Annotated in this window: 11 protein-coding genes; 6 read left to right on the top strand and 5 right to left on the bottom strand. The window is 42.3% G+C overall.

Annotated features, from left to right (window positions below):
* Positions 1-300 precede the first annotated feature (300 nt).
* Positions 301-1,515, top strand: coding sequence for an IPT/TIG domain-containing protein (locus GNT69_RS21585; protein WP_203557067.1), 1,215 nt, complete (start codon positions 301-303; stop codon positions 1,513-1,515).
* Between the two features lie 543 nt (positions 1,516-2,058).
* Here the strand turns inward: GNT69_RS21585 and GNT69_RS21590 are convergent.
* Complete coding sequence (locus GNT69_RS21590) at positions 2,059-5,562, bottom strand: hypothetical protein (protein WP_203557068.1); 3,504 nt, start codon at positions 5,560-5,562, stop codon at positions 2,059-2,061.
* 112 nt (positions 5,563-5,674) lie between these two features.
* Complete coding sequence (locus GNT69_RS21595; RefSeq protein WP_203557069.1) at positions 5,675-8,311, bottom strand: hypothetical protein; 2,637 nt, start codon at positions 8,309-8,311, stop codon at positions 5,675-5,677.
* 360 nt (positions 8,312-8,671) lie between these two features.
* On the opposite strand from GNT69_RS21595, the gene GNT69_RS21600 reads away from it, so the two are divergent.
* Together GNT69_RS21600 and GNT69_RS21605 are read left to right on the top strand one after the other, a co-directional pair.
* The gene (locus GNT69_RS21600; RefSeq protein WP_203557070.1) at positions 8,672-10,030 is read left to right on the top strand and encodes a hypothetical protein; all 1,359 of its coding nucleotides are present in this window, start codon (positions 8,672-8,674) and stop codon (positions 10,028-10,030) included.
* Between the two features lie 187 nt (positions 10,031-10,217).
* Positions 10,218-10,580, top strand: coding sequence for a VOC family protein (locus GNT69_RS21605; protein ID WP_203557123.1), 363 nt, complete (start codon positions 10,218-10,220; stop codon positions 10,578-10,580).
* Between the two features lie 99 nt (positions 10,581-10,679).
* Here GNT69_RS21605 and GNT69_RS21610 read toward each other — a convergent pair whose 3' ends face one another.
* Together GNT69_RS21610 and GNT69_RS21615 are read right to left on the bottom strand one after the other, a co-directional pair.
* Positions 10,680-12,647, bottom strand: coding sequence for a fructose-1,6-bisphosphatase (locus tag GNT69_RS21610; RefSeq protein WP_481747697.1), 1,968 nt, complete (start codon positions 12,645-12,647; stop codon positions 10,680-10,682).
* 108 nt (positions 12,648-12,755) lie between these two features.
* Positions 12,756-12,917: a hypothetical protein gene (locus GNT69_RS21615; RefSeq protein ID WP_203557072.1), complete on the bottom strand. Its 162-nt coding sequence runs from the start codon at positions 12,915-12,917 to the stop codon at positions 12,756-12,758.
* 147 nt (positions 12,918-13,064) lie between these two features.
* On the opposite strand from GNT69_RS21615, the gene GNT69_RS21625 reads away from it, so the two are divergent.
* The gene (locus GNT69_RS21625) at positions 13,065-13,658 is read left to right on the top strand and encodes a peroxiredoxin (RefSeq protein WP_275411271.1); all 594 of its coding nucleotides are present in this window, start codon (positions 13,065-13,067) and stop codon (positions 13,656-13,658) included.
* A gap of 225 nt (positions 13,659-13,883) precedes the next feature.
* Here the strand turns inward: GNT69_RS21625 and GNT69_RS25720 are convergent, their stop codons facing one another.
* Entirely contained in the window at positions 13,884-14,108 is a 225-nt protein-coding gene (locus GNT69_RS25720; RefSeq protein WP_239094395.1) for a hypothetical protein, read from the bottom strand.
* Between the two features lie 339 nt (positions 14,109-14,447).
* Between GNT69_RS25720 and GNT69_RS21635 the strand changes: the two genes are divergently transcribed.
* On the top strand, positions 14,448-15,023 hold the full coding sequence (locus GNT69_RS21635; protein WP_203557075.1) for a CD3073 family putative ECF transporter S component: 576 nt from the start codon (positions 14,448-14,450) through the stop codon (positions 15,021-15,023).
* Complete coding sequence (locus tag GNT69_RS21640; protein WP_203557076.1) at positions 15,013-15,471, top strand: CD3072 family TudS-related putative desulfidase; 459 nt, start codon at positions 15,013-15,015, stop codon at positions 15,469-15,471. Before GNT69_RS21635 ends, GNT69_RS21640 begins: the two co-directional genes overlap by 11 nt.
* The last annotated feature ends 216 nt before the right edge of the window (positions 15,472-15,687 follow it).

The following is a 15,687-nucleotide window of genomic DNA, read 5'->3' on the forward strand; positions in this document are numbered from 1 at the left end:
ACCTTGACCCACCATATAATTCCAGTGGGTCGAGGGACCTGTCCCTCTGAACCTACCTACCAAGTCAGAATGCCAAAATCTCCCCTATGCTTTCAGTACATATAAAATTAGGTATTTCAAATAATGATAGTAAGAATAAAAACAATTCAGTTTAGGGTTCAAAGTACATAACCAGATCAAAGATCCCCCTACATAAAGCAGGACTACAGCAAGCCCAAACCACCTCCTGTTGAAAGGAAAGGACTTACTAATATTTTGCTTTTTTATACACTAAAAATTTTTAAAATGGAGGAATGAACTTTGCCACCTAAGCACCCGCTACCGATTCCACCTAATGCATTCGAAGCTCTTGAATCACTTAAACAATTGCTAGACAGTAACCCCAAGTACCGTTTTGGGATTGGAGTTAAAAGAAAATCAGGAGAATTCCTTGATCAATTAGCTTTAATTGTCTATGTACCTGAAAAGAAATCACCAGAACAACTTACACCATCTCAGATGGTTCCTAGCCATTTTGAAGGCTTCCCTACAGACGTTGAACAGTTCCAAAGAATCTTGATTGCTGATCATGCCAAATACGACATTCTTAAAGGTGGAATTGAGATTGGAAAAACGCTAATATTCGATTTAAATGGGAATGGCCATATGCAATCTGGAACCCTTGGCTGTATCGTGCGCCGACGTAGTGATAGTCGAAAATATTTCCTTACTTGTGAGCATGTGGCTTCACATATTTCTTGCAATGTTCTAGATCCTCAAGGCCATTGCAGCGGTTCGAATCTTCATAATTATATGAACATGACCATTTATCAGCCTGCTGACGAAACACCTTCTTTTGTTATTGGCCAATGTGTGGATGCTTCTATAAATCTTGATGCAGCAATTATCAAGCCAAATTCTCAACGAGATATCACAAACACGATTCAAGAGATTGGCGCGGTAAGGGGGAAAGGTTTCGTTTCACCTTGGGAACCAGTGTGGAAGCGTGGTAGAACCACGGGATTGACGAATGGTCTTGTGAGAGCGATTTTACCTGAGCATTCGAATACACCAACTACCCTTGAGATCGTCGGCTTTCCAATTAGCGCAAAATTTGCCGACCATGGTGACTCCGGTTCGGTGATTGTGAATAGTCGACAGGAAGTCGTCGGTCTCCTCAATAGTATAAGTGACCAAAGTGGAACCACCGCCTATGCTACATTAATTGACCCTATCTGTGATGCATTAAACATTGATATTGCTGCTGGTCCCGTCATCTCGTCGATCACTCCTAACTCTGCCGTGATCACTTCACTCGCACCTGTGGTGATTGAGGGATTTGGATTTGATTCTCCTATCCAAGTTACTTTCGGAGGGGTTCCTGCTGCTATAATACAGCAGTCACCTACAAGACTTGAAGTATTTCCTCCACCCATGCTTGTTTCGACTATAGTTGATGTTAAAGTTCAAAACAAATGGGGCGATGTTTCCGAAGATGGACCGTCAACGAAGTTCGAATATCTCCCTATTTTGTAACTAAGCTAGGAGATTCTGTCTGTTGGTGAATCAATGGGGATTATAAAGGAACGGCCATCACGTGGAACAATGCGACTGCCCGTCGCACAAAAAGCAGGGCAACCATGTTGGAATTTGCCCTGCTTTTATCGTTATTCCTACTTCCCTTCTTTGACACTTAACAATAATAGACGTATAAATTCCGCTTAAATTAGTAAATAGCATTGAAAATTGCTTAAATAAGCAGAGAGATTCCGACTATTAACTCGATAAACGTGAAAATGGGCGATTTTTATTTGTATAACCGGAAAATCTCCCCTTATCTCCCCCGAAACGAGCTCCATTCTGCATTTAAGCGGAAAAACTCCGCTTATTTTGCCTTCGCTAGTTACTCAATTAAGGACAAGCCTTATACCAAAAATTGAAGTGATAAAATCGTTTAGATTTAGCACTCTATTTATAATTTGTTGTTTTGCACCGTTAAAGCAACCCCATCATGAATAAAGGGGTTGCTTACTTTTTACAAGACTTCTTTTCTAAAGAAGATGCTGAACCTATCGTAATTCAGGTTTTAGGTAAATCCACAACGTCACTGTACACGGTTCGTTCCTCAAAGGCTCTGCCATCTCCCCCTCCCGCATCGTGTCGACTAATGGATTCCACTTCCTGAATTCTAATTCGAAGCGGCTCATTCACCTCTGGAATTTCTTGGCGGATTTCTCGATTTAAAGAAGAATCGCCAAAAATCACATTGGAGTTAATAGGTACCCAAGCGGGAATTCCGTCAATGTTGGCCTCAAGGGCGGTTAAGTCGACCTTATGAGCCTCTATGCCAGGTGGCGATTGAAATTTCTCCCAAAAAACCTTCCACCTAAAATAATTCGCCCGATGTTCCGGTGCCACTCCGTTGAGTTTGACGAACAATTCATTTCCGTTACGCCGCACATAAAGGGTCCTATCTGGAAATAGCTGAACCATTTCCGTCATAACCACAGAGGAAACCGGTTCTAGTTCTTCGAGAGTATTGGGCTGATAGCGTGCCACCGCAAGTTGAACGAAAGGACAATAGGCCTCTTTGGCCATACGAGGAATCGCGATATCAACAAACCAGCGTCCATCATGAAACCACGGTTGATAAGGGACGGCCATCACATGTGTGTCTACTTCCTTAAGATAGATTTCAAATGACTCTCCTGATTTTCCACTAAAATCAGCAGCTGTTAGCCAAGCACTACCTGATATCAAAGTGGAATGGATTGGGTCACGCCCAACCTGCGTGATGAACGACTTGACCTTATCCGGAGGATTATTGTCTTTGCTTACAAGTACAACCAATTGTTCTCCAGCACCCGTCTCATACCAAGATCCCTTTAGTTCAATTCTCAAACGCCCTCCTTGACGCAGGCGTTTAAGCATAAATTGCTGTCCCTCCTCGGGATAATCTTCCCAAACGAATGCAGGGCGCGTTGACATAATTAATGGTGGTGCGGGACGAGCTGAACTAGGGATGCTAACAGAAATGTTCGTTTTTGTCGTAAATGCGTTCTCATCGTCGTCATCAAAAAACGACCGAAATCGGCTGACTGCAGTCAACGTATAGGTAATCTTGCGATGTCGTGTATCACCGAACTCATGCCGAATCATGTCCTGTAGGGACTTATCACTTCGATTAATCAGGATCGTCTGCACCGGAGCATTCTCTACAAACCGTTTATTTCCATCGTGTGTTGGCTCCTCCCAGCTGGCATGAATCTCAAGCTTTGCCGTACTTTTAGGATCGATCCCAAGAAGCGGGTTGGCCTTTGGTATAAGTACTGCATAGTTCATGCCATCCTGCCGCTCTGCTACGAATGTTCCTTGAGGAGATTGAAGCGGCCGCCGCACCGCATGCGTTAAGGTTACCGCCCTTGCAGGGTTCACCATAGGATGCCGGCCTAAGATGGCCGCTTTCTTTGAATTTTCCGGAAGCGATTCAACGTTTATGGCTAAATGATCTAAAAAATTCCCCCTTAAGAACGATGAAAGTTCCAACGTGAGTTCCTCGGCTTTGGCGAGACGAACAATAAGTCGAGCTCTAATGCTCGGGTTCTCTATATCCGCTTGTTCCCATTCAAGGATGTTCGAGTCATCTGCTGTCCGTTCTTTTAGGATGATTTCCATTGATCGAAAGTCCGGCCATCGCTCGCCCCACCCCTGTGCAGTCCCGGCTAGATTCAGCCCACCTGGTTCTTGGCGCGGGAACACACACACTCCTTCCGCAGCAACATCTGGAACGAGCACCTCGTTCGGATTCGTTGGGCTAAGCTGGTTGGCATACTTGAGCGCTTGTTTCACTAGATCCCTTATTTGGTCTGGACTCATTCCGTCTATGGCCCCATGTTGCTCAGCCATGGTAAGTGGTGTTTGTGGAGCGACCAATAAACGGCGGGCAGTTGCTTGAAATTCAGGAACATCCGTATCAGCGTCACTGCGAATGACCAAATGGGCAATGGATTCCCCGAGGCCTAATTTTTTGGGCTCCAACCCTTCTGGAAGAACCAGGTCAGGTGGCAATACTGGCTCATAACGGCGGTACGTTTCCGGTTCGGTTAAGCAGCGGTTTGCTGCAGTGTCGCTCAGCTCAAGCCCGCCTCCTGCAATGTCTGCCACTCTTGCCCGTAATTGATACGTGTGGCTAAACCTCAAGCGGGGAAGCGTTCTCTTAGGGACAGCGTACGACATTTCGAACTGGAAAGGCATGTCTGGACAGTGCAAAGGACGAATGTCATCTACTGAGGGATCGAATCTCGGCAGCGGAACCGAGAGGCTATACCCTCTCCAGCACGCGACTACCTCGTCAGTGTATACATTCCCGCTTTCATCCCGGATGGCAGCATGCGCCTTTACATGGCCTTCCTCACGTATTGTCCCCCCACCAATCGTGACTTTGTTCCCATCCTCGTTAGACACCTTGTATGTAGCTTCACGCTGGTGCAAGGAGAACCAATCTCTGCCATATTCCTTAACGTCAATTCTATAACCAAGCACTAGGTCGTCGGCCGTTAGAATCGCTTCGTTCATCGAGTCACGATGGGCGTTAGCATCAGCAGCACGGCGGCGCATTTTAAAATCGTTCTGTCGACCACGCCTAACTAGCATCATCCCAGCTGTTCGAAGAGCAGGCAGCATAAAAGAGTGGGGATCGTCTCGTTCTGTGGTCGCATCAATGGCACGAGCTGCATCTCTAAGCTTTTTCACGCTGTTATCCACTTCGACTGTGACTACTTCCCAGCTCTCTCCCTCCTGCCGCTCGTTCAGTGTTACCATCCCAGCATGAATATTCGTGTCTCTATTTGTAACGGAGCCAGGCAAAAAACCCTGTACATACTTAGTCCACGGAGATACAATCGTTGGCAAGAAAGCTGGTGCATCTGGCCAACGCACCCGAACGATCCCCTCTGCATTCACGCCAGACAGATTCGACCTTGGAATCCTTAATTCGATAATAAGTCCTAGCGCCCGAAGCACAGCCGGATGTTCCCTAAGCAGAGCAAGTGTGCCATGAAAGTCTGGTGGCTGACAATTTGATTCCCCACCATTAACTGCTGGCTGCGTTGAATTTTGCAATTCCTCTCCACTCCAGCGTTTTTTTAGTTCTGCTTCAATAAAAGAATCTAAAGTAGAAATTTCCTTCTCCGCTGCTCCACAAAAAGTTTCTATAATATCTTTTGCCTTCGTGGATGTACTGTCAACCGCTACTTCTGGGGCAGATGCTTCCCGTCGGCTCGGGGGATTCACCACCGTATTTGGACCAAAGAATGTTTTCCAGAGCCCCGGTTCTGCTTGGATATGAGGCGTCATTTCCACCGTTTGTATTTCACCATCTTCTGTCTGAGAAAAATCTACTTTCACCTTCTGGTTCCTATTATTCATGTCCACAAGTTCTGATGGCGGCCATTCCTCCATCCCTTCGCTTTTTAGGGAATGACCCACTAGTCTTGGAGCAATCAGGACGCGCACAACTACATCATGTTCCTCACCATATTTACTGGTTCCACCTGGGACTGTCACCCATAGCAACTCACTCATTCAAGTTCACCCTTTCCATTCTTATCTTGTTTCCCCCAATTTGAACCTTGAAGATCCAGACTTTAGAAATTGTGACTAGCTATTCAGATGTTTCTGTCATTATTTTTTACTATTAATCAGCAAACGCCTCATAATACTCTAACAAGCTTGTTATTCCACTATCTACCTCTTCAAGAGAGATGGGAACATTACGCCTTGCTGGAATGGAACCAAGTAGCTCCCATTCACCGCTGTCAATGGTGACTGATTCAGAAAACAGAGTGAAATCAACGTCGATGACTAATGTCGCTCTGCCAACCAGTCGGTTCGTTGGTCGATAGTTAAGTTTAACAACAAGTTCAACAGCCACCGAAACAAGTCCTAAAATGTTGATACTTCCGCCGATCCGGATGAAGGCCTCAAGATCAAAAGGACCTCCAGACATAATGAACCGAACCCCTCCAAGGGCATGTACCTCAGCGTTGCCAATGATGAAGTTGACAGCGACCATCCCCCCAAACTCCATTAACCCTTCTAACTTTGTAAGCTCTCCGTTCCCAAACTGGACGTCAATATAACCACCGCCACCGAACATTAAAACACTAAGATTAAACGGATTATCGCGTTTTCCAAAGCCAAGTGACATAGTAACAGGGTTTGGACTAAAAGGGATTTCAACACCGCAGTAGACGGCAACATTCCGCATGACAAACATCCCGGCAGGTACATCAGGAATACCAAGTGTATAGGATGCACTTATCCCAGACGGTATTGTCGATATCTTCGGCCCGTTGTTACCTAGAAAGTCATTCAGGATTTTTAAGAGTTCATCGACCAATTTTAAAGCACCAGCAAACTCAATTTTCAATCCATCAATCTCCACATCGGGTGCACACCCCGGCTTCTGTGTAAATTCCAGCGATTCAAACTTTAGCTTTACCAGATCTTTCGGGAGAACGAACTCGAAGCTCTTAACTTGACAGCATATCTCGGACTTTAATGAAGAGCGTTCGACTATGAGTGTCGCTGTCGAGTCTTTTGATCTGAATGGACCACAATCTGTGAGACGAAGATTCTGCCACTCCATCTTCGCTCCTGGAGGATTTCCAGGTGTTTGAATAATCTTGGGTGGTTCTTGATCTTTATAGTTTTGGATGATCGATTCAAGTGGTAACCCAAGTAACGTCGCGTCCTTGAATATAGTAGATACATCTAATTTAGGATCTGGAATTGGACCATAGGAACGTGAAATTTTCTTAGCCAGAAATTTCGGAGCGATTAATCCTCCTGAAAGTTCAGGCCGTTCCGTAAAGTCAATATCAATATCGTTAAACGGTTCCAACGGTATATCATTTACTCCAAAGTCCTTGAACTCTTGCGTGTACTTAACCGGTATAGGCAAACTTGGCTTGTGTGGCTGTAGTTCACGTAATGCTGGAAGTTCTACCTTTAACTGCTCTACCTTTGGAAAAAGCATTCCGTTATGAACAACACTCGAAATGGTCAGTTCGTGTACTTCGAAAATGTTTCGAACATCAATACTCCGTCCCCTATCTCGAATTAAATCAATAGGAACACCTGGTAACGGAATCTTACAGTGATCGCCCCACTTCCTTATAAGGTCAGAAATATTGTGCGAAAACGCTGTATTTGCGAATACTAACGGAACATTAAAGATGACATCCCCATTGGTCCCAGCACAACGCAGCGGAAACTGCAACGGATCTTCGCCAACTTTTGGAATAAATAGACTTTCTCCAGGATTTGGACACTTAATATCAAAGCTACGTTGGAGGATTTCAATCTTGTCGAATGGAAATTCACGTGCCAGTCTTTCATCCCCCTCAGCATTGCGAATAGGCTCCGTAACCACAAGCCGGCAATTGGTGTTCAATAAAACAGCATTTCCGTCTTTAAATTTTCGTTCGGTAAAAACTTCAACATAGGCTTTGTGTCCAAAAGGATAAAGCACTCCGGCTGTCTGTTTACGAATTTTCTGGTCTCGACCAAGTACGACCTCATGATCCCACTCGAAGTTTCGCCATTTCGCCGTGCAGGAAAGTGTCCCGCCCAATGCACTGAGTTCCAAACGCCTTATATAAGGAAGAAATGGAGGCTGAGAAACTTGGCTGTTTTGGTATATTTGTCCCCTATCAATGGATGCAAGAGGGGGTCCAATAACCGCATTAGTAACAAAATTGACGATATCGTGCGGACGATAATACAGTGGCTTGAGGTATAGACCAGCATCCTCCGCATTTCCAGCGGTAGATCGTAACTGGGCATACCACAATCCGGTCACTCGCGAAGTTGATGTTACCGGAAGTACCGGGTGATCAGACACAACCTTCCCTTCTCCATCTCCGGTGACTACTGACATAATTAGCCCCCACGGAATCTCTATGGCTGTCGAGTTTTCACCAAACGTTTCACTAGGTAGAATGAAGACTCCAGGGCTTGTCAATGCCTTAAGAATCCCCTCAGCGTTCAGCTCGATTGACGTTTCTGCTGGTACTTTAAATTCGACTTGACTCGTGCCAGAAAGGCGACTCCCTAAAGTCCCGTATGCGGAATAGCTTAAATTTGATAAAAATATCTCCTCTCCCAGAACCTGTGGGGGAAACGTAAGTGTTACTCGGGCATTGTCATTTAAAGCTACTAAACGAGGGAGATTCTCGTTTAATGTCTCATTGTACTCAATCCGAAAATCCGACCATTGTATGCCAAAATGAATGAAATCATCTCTACGAACGATTAAAAACGGCTTCATAATTATTGACCCCCTATTTTATCAGTAAAATCCCCTCGAATAAGAAATCTTTAGGCAACCTTCTATTTTGTCGCTATTCGTTAAACATAAGGATTTAAAAACTATAAAAAAGCTAATTGCCATCTAATTTTAAAAAGTTTGTCCTATTAATCTGCCCACTCGCTCTTATTATGTACAAACAAGAGGTCAATCTAACAAAACATAAGGAACTGGTGCAGGGGAATCAGATGAAACAAAGACTTCACGTAGGATAAGAAAAGAAAGGTTTAAAAAGACGGAGAAGTGAAAATTAAAAAGCTGAGAATCAGAAATACTATTAATAGTTTTACGATGATTATGAACGTAAAGGAGGAAATATTGGTGGCTGAATATGAAAGAATCGCAGCGGTGTCCAGATTTCCTGGCAGCATAGATGTGTGGTGGGTTCAGAAAGACGGTTCGATCCAAGGTGCTAAATGGGAAGATGGTGTACAATCGGGAGAAGGCGAACAATGGTTCATATATGAATTAGCCCCTGCAGGTAGTGCTTATCATATCACCGCCTTGTCCAGACATCGAAATACGGTGGACGTATGGTGGATTGGGGAAGATGGCTCGGTCCAAGGGGCCAGATTAAATGAAGGCGAACAACGGCAGCGGTATGAATTGGCTCCTGCTGGTAGTGCCTACCGTTGGGGTGGGATTACATCTGTGTCAAAAATCCCTGGCAGCATGGACGTATTTTGGGTTGGAACAAACGGTACGGTCCAAGGCGCTACATGGTTGAATGGATATAATTGGAATAAATATCCAGTTGCCCCTGAACAGAGTGCTTATGGAAAATTGACGGCAGTTTCGAGGACTCCAGGGAGTGTGGATGTATTTTGGATTGGACAAAAAAAGGTAAAAGGTGCGAGAAGTGAAGAAGATCGACTATGGAAACGATATGAAATCGGTTCAGTCGAGTCGACCAATGGAAGTATCAAGGCGGTTTCCACAGACCCATGGAGCATGGAAGTGTTTTGGCATGTTCAATTCGATCGTGGACTAGGAAACCCGATGGACCACAGTATCTTTCGTGCTAAATGGGAAGAAGATCAATGGCAAACCTCTGTTGCCGTATCATACGGAGAAGGTGTTCACTCTAACACAGGAATTGCTGCCTTGTCGAGATTTACAGGCTCTAAAGACTTAATTTGGATTAGTAAAAAAAGATCCGTCATGAGAACGGTACGGGGAGCTGTAGAACAATACACAATCTCCCCACCAGGAAGTGCTTGGGAGAATCTCACAGCTGTTACAAGGTTCCCTGGCAGCCTCGATGTCATGTGGGTTGCCTATGAAGGTTCGGTGCATGGGGCTAGTTGGGTCGAAGGAGAGGAATGGAAATATTTCGATATAGCTCCCCCACCACCTCCTCCTCCGCCACCACTCCCTACCGGTCAGCAAAGAATTGATGTGATTCTGGAATCTATGGAAGGACGTGTAGAGCCCAATCGTCTTGCCATTTCAGGTTTAGGGTTTCAAGCAAATGAATCCATTAAAGTAATCTTCACAGTGTATGTTAACAACAAAAAAGTTAAGGTTGACACATTAAACACCCAATCAGACACTGCCGGAACTTTTTTTATAAAACAAGAAGTGCAGTGCAACCTTGGTGAATCGACTATATTTGAGGTCAAGTCCTTCGGTAGTACAAGTGGGAGTTCAAATAAACTTACTGTTAGTTGCCAACAGTAACAAATAAACCTTAATAGAGAAATAAATGAAGCTTGGCTATCATTTGCTAAGCTTCTTTTCTACTTTCACTCCGATTTTTTTAATTAGTTTCGTTCTTCCTGAACTTTCAGCTATTGAAACTGCCAAATATAGACTATTATATAAGGGATGATACATAATTTTACGTTAGGAGGAATGGAAAGTGAAAATGGAACATGTGGGGATTGTCGTCAATGACATGGACGAGTCTTTGGCGTTTTATCAAAACATCCTCGGTTTAGAATTAAGAAAACGAGAGTGGTTAAATGATACGGTTGAGCTTGCTTTTTTGTTTTTCCCTGAACAGCCGAGTGTAGAGGTTGAACTTGTCTACGGCCGTAAAGCTGAAAACGAAGGGATTGTGAACCACTTGGCCTTTACGGTTGAAAACATAGAAGCCGAACTCGTACGTCTTAAAGAAGCAGGCGTCAAATTAGTAGATGAAGTACCCCGAAGCATTTTAAATGATACAGTTAAAATCGCCTTCTTCCAAGGTCCAAATGGTGAGAAGCTAGAATTAGTAGAAAGATGAAAACAGGATGAAAAAGGGGCCTGGCTCCTTCTTTACCGGAAAAAAGCAAAAAACACGAACAAACATTGATATAACAACATTTGTCAGTGTTTTTTGCTCTTATTTTACATAGCGATATTCCATCAGGCTTTTCAAAATTGAAATTTCCTGTAATAATTCCTCGCCAACATTCGTTTCTGAAACCATTTTTCGTTTTAGTTCTTCATCGACCAATCTTTTTACAGATAAGACATCGGCCCCATTAAGGAGAACGTCTTCTTTGGAATTAAACTTTTTGTGAGCAACAAGCTGCATCCCGTAGGAATTATATAATAACGTATATCCAGCGATCCCTGTAGTAGATTGATAGGCTTTGGAAAAGCCGCCATCAATGACAATCATCTTTCCATTGGCTTTAATTGGATTTTCTCCATCAATCTCTTTAACCGGTGTATGGCCATTGATGATGTGGCCTTGATCTGGGTTCAGATCAAATTCCATTAAAAGATTGCGGCAGATTTCCTCTTTTTCACGTAAATAATAGTATGGGTTCTTTCTCTCTTTATGGGTTTTCTTGTCTTTAATAAAGTATCTTTCAAAGGTCGTCATTTCTCTTTTTCCAAAGAGAGAAGAATATTCTCCTGTCCATAAATACCAGACCATATCTGTCGCCAGTTCATCCGTCTCTTCTGGGTGGGCAAAAGCATGTCGTAAATAATGTTCAAACTTATCAAGCAACTCCCGGCCCGCATAGCTTTTATTTTCAATCACCATTTCTTCCAGATTGCCTTGTTCATCTAGTGGGATACAGCCATGTATTAATAAATTCCCGTTATATTTCAAATAAAGACTGCCTTTCTTCATCAGAAAATTCATATGTCTAGCCAACTTTTCCGAATGCTGGACAGAAAATAGCAATCTATCGAGCACTTGGGCTTCTTCCTCTAATAATTGTTCAGGTTTTTCCGGATTCACCGTTGCAAAGCAAGTATTTTCAAGAGGGTAGGTTTCCCCTTGAATCGTTACTTCGTTTTTCTCAAAATCCACTTTCTCAAGTAAAAGCCTTTCTGACATATTAAAGGATGGGCGTCTCTTAATGATCGGGATTTCAAGTTTGAACTGAATCATCGCAATCGCTTGATGAATTTTCGTAATTTGTAATTTCTCCCGTTCAGAAAGTTCTTTATCTGAATGTCTCTTCGGTCTAAAAGCTGGGTTATCCTCATAGTATTTCTCAGCCAGATTGAGAAGTGGCCTAAGGTTAATTCCGTATACATCTTCAATAATATCCAAATTGTCGTAACGAGCGCAGATACGAATAATATTTGCTAGACAAACCTTTGAGCCAGAAAAGGCCCCTAGCCAGAGTACATCATGATTCCCCCACTGAATATCAACAGAATGATAATTAATCAGCGTATCCATAATTTTATCCGGTTCAGGTCCCCGGTCATAAATATCCCCAACGACATGGAGATGGTCGACAACCAATCTCTGGATCGTATAAGCAAGACCAGTAATGAGCTTATCCGCCTGACCGAGAGAAATAATTTGCTGAACAATTTTCTCATAATAATTCTTCTTATTGGACAATTCATCTGTTTTGTATAGCAGCTCTTCGATAATATAAACAAACTGATTAGGTAAGGCTCTGCGTAATTTCGACCGTGTATATTTGGAGGATGCGTAACAAGTAAGCTGAATCAAATGCTCAATGGTTTTCATATACCATTCGTTTAATCCCGGTTCATCGTTAAAATAATTATTTTTAACTAACTGTAACTTTTCTTCAGGATAATAAACTAAAGTCGCAAATTCATTAATTTCTTCTTCCGATAATACCTCTATAAAAATATCACTTATTTTTTCTTTTACCTTGCCCGCTCCATTTCTTAACACATGTTGAAAAGCCTGATACTCCCCGTGTAAATCACTAACAAAGTGCTCTGTCCCCTTAGGCAGATTAAGGATGGCTTCAAGGTTAATAATTTCAGTAACCACTTTTTCTTCACTATCATATCTTTGTGCCAATAAATCTAAGAACCTTGTATTCAAAATGATTACATCCCCTTTTTCAAATCCAGTCATTATTTAACATTTAGAAGTTTTCGAAAACTACTTCTATTATAACCGAAATCAACGAAACACGGGAACGAAACACGGGGACGGTTCTTCTGTTTCTCCAATTTTATCCAATTATATCAATAAACAACAATGCGCCTGTCCCCCACCTGGACAGAAGAAGTAAACAATATTTACATTAACAACTCCGATATTAGTTTGACCAATTGATTGGCCCTCATCTAGACAACCACCAGTGTAAGCTCTAATTAATGCTACTTCTACTATTCCACTCACTGTTAATGTGCCGACCTCAACGCAACAGTCTTCTAATGTTTCCCCGCACAAAAATAAAGCATATGTTAGATATTTTAGTACACCATCAATATGTCAAATTCATATTGATAAATGAGTGTAACTTTATGGAAGAGGAGAGTTTGTCCAATGTACAACGACTTTTTACAACCTTTTTGTGCACAAACAACCGATAAAGCACCATTATTTACTGCTGAAGCTTACGACAATGTGAATAAGAAAATGAAGCAAATTCACTTAGAAAGTTATCGGGGAAAATGGGTGATCTTATTTTTTTATGCAAGTAACTTTACTTTTGTTTGACCGACTGAGTTGGCAGCGGTCGCTGCCATCCATCATCAACTGAGGTCGTTAAATACTGATATACTTGCGATTAGTACTGACAGTGTTTATTCCCATAAGGTTTTCACTGAGGTTTCGCCCTCAGCCTCTAAAGTGACGTTTCCGCTAATAAGTGATCGAACACAAAAGATTAGCAAAGCCTACAGAGTGCTAAATGAAAAAACGGGAGCTTCTTTAAGAGCAACCATTATTATTGATCCAGAAGGAACGATTGTTGCAAAATTCGTAAATCCTTTGGAGGTTGGTCGAAATATACACGAAATTTTAAGAGTGGTCCAAGGGATACAATACGGGCGAAGGACTGGAGAAGGAGTCCCTGCGAATTGGACCCCAGGTCAACCTGGAATCACAAGGGATCCAAAATACATTGGTAGAGTTTGAGCTTTGATCAGCAGTGCTAGCGAAAGCAATAGCAGAGATTTTAGGTGAATAATAATAACGAAGAGAGTCCATCCTTCCGATGGACTCTCTATCCTTCGTTTCATCAATCGCCCGCGACAATCTTGGCATAGTCATCAATGGTTGTTGAATATTTGATATACGTTCGCGGCAGATAGAACTGTTCGTCTTTGATTCCGCTTTCTTTAAAAGGTCCCGGAGTTGTTGTCAAACCAAATTGATAATATTTTTAACTTCTTCGACCTGCTTTCTTTCTGGCCATCTTTCAAATGTTAATAAGGTAAAGCCATGATCACGCAAATAGGTCATTTGTTTCTCAAACTGTATGGGAGTGACATAAAGCTCCTTCGACCCTTGACCTGTATATTCATCAATCGAATGATAGACTAAAATGGGCATACTCTTTTCGGCATGTACCGTTATTGGGGCCAAGAGAACGAAAAACCAAATCAATCGAATGTACTTTTTTATCTAATATCCTCACAATGTTGGAATTTATCACTAGAATTCCACAACCAACATTTGAATATCCTTCGCCCTTCTAATTAAAATTACACAGTCGTTTTTAGCCACTTCAACAATCTATCCGAAACTGCTTTCAAGCCTTACAGAGTCGGAAAAACTAGGTCTATGTATCTAAAAAATAGATAGATGGTTATTGATAGTATCGAATAATCGTATTTTATTGTTTAAACAAACCTAATATAATCAACTTGGAATGAACGCTTTGAAGGATTTGAAATGTTACGGAGACGAATAGGAGGCATCAAGATGCAAAAAGGGAAAACGATGATCTTAACTTATGGAGCGATTTGTATTGTTTTAAATGTGGTACTTGGCACGGCTGTTTCCGCACTAAAGATCCCACTGTTATTTCTTGATACGATGGGAACAGTCTTAATGGCTGTATTATTTGGACCTTGGTGGGGAGCTTTGGTGGGATTACTAACGAATGTGATTTTAGGAATAACCGCTTCTCCTACCGCTATCTTTTTTGGAATTGTCAATGTTGCAGTAGCTATTGTCGTCGGTTTAATGGCCAGAAAGTTTAATTTTATGAAGTGGTATATTGCCGTCATCACAGGAATCATGTTAGCGATTATTGCCCCACTAATCGGTACTCCGATTGCCATCGCGCTTACCGGAGGACTTGACGGAAGTGGGATGGATATCATTGTCTTATGGCTACGGGCAACGGGTGAAAGTGTATTCGCTTCTACCTTTATTTCAAGAATTACCGGTAACTTTGTCGATAAAATCGTAACGTGTTTACTTGTTGTGTTCATCGTCTCAAAGATTCCTAGTTTCTTAAAAACGTATAAAGGATCAAAGAATCATGCAGCGTAGCAAAAAGATTCTTCTAGTTTCCCATTGTATTATAAATCAAAATACGGTAATCGAGGAAGAAGCCCGCGCGATGGGAGCGATACCTTCCGCATTGGACTGGATCAAAGAAGAAGGCTTCGGGGTTGTTCAACTCCCTTGTCCTGAATTTACATTTTTAGGCTTAGATCGCCCACCGATGACGTATGAGGAATATGATACGTTCGAATATCGCTCGCATTGCCAAAAAATTTTAACCCCAGTGATAGAACAACTTGAAGAATATCGACGTTGTGGCTATGAAATTATCGGTGTTCTCGGGATTCAAAGTAGCCCATCCTGTGATCAGATGCGAGGTGTATTTATGGAAGAACTACAAAAACTGTTTCAAGAACATCAAATCCCGTTAAAAAAACAATGGAATCTTCCAAATACAATCGACCCCGTTTTTCATAAAGACATGCACATTTAACACCGGGGCCCCGGTCTTTTTGCATGTAGTTGTAGTTTCGGGTCTGACCCCCGCTCAGCTAAAGTATTCAGCGTTAATGTGTTAAAGTATCGCTAAATTAACAGAAATAATTAGTGACCAATTATTTGGGTATTTTTTTGTAGAAGGCTCTGAATGAGTATACAATAATATCATTATGTAAATTTATTGTTATCCTCTCTTCATCCCATAAAATAA

The sequence above is a fragment of the Bacillus sp. B15-48 genome, assembly GCF_016879755.1.
GTDB lineage: Bacteria > Bacillota > Bacilli > Bacillales > Cytobacillaceae > Mesobacillus_B.

Excerpts from the sequence above, each read along its gene's own strand:
- GNT69_RS21610 (WP_481747697.1), bottom strand. The coding sequence starts at position 12,647 with ATGACTGGATTTGAAAAAGGGGATGTAATCATTTTGAATACAAGGTTC.
- GNT69_RS21635 (WP_203557075.1), top strand. The coding sequence starts at position 14,448 with ATGCAAAAAGGGAAAACGATGATCTTAACTTATGGAGCGATTTGTATT.
- GNT69_RS21640 (WP_203557076.1), top strand. The coding sequence starts at position 15,013 with ATGCAGCGTAGCAAAAAGATTCTTCTAGTTTCCCATTGTATTATAAAT.
- GNT69_RS21590 (WP_203557068.1), bottom strand. The coding sequence starts at position 5,562 with ATGAGTGAGTTGCTATGGGTGACAGTCCCAGGTGGAACCAGTAAATAT.
- GNT69_RS21595 (WP_203557069.1), bottom strand. The coding sequence starts at position 8,311 with ATGAAGCCGTTTTTAATCGTTCGTAGAGATGATTTCATTCATTTTGGC.
- GNT69_RS21605 (WP_203557123.1), top strand. The coding sequence starts at position 10,218 with ATGGAACATGTGGGGATTGTCGTCAATGACATGGACGAGTCTTTGGCG.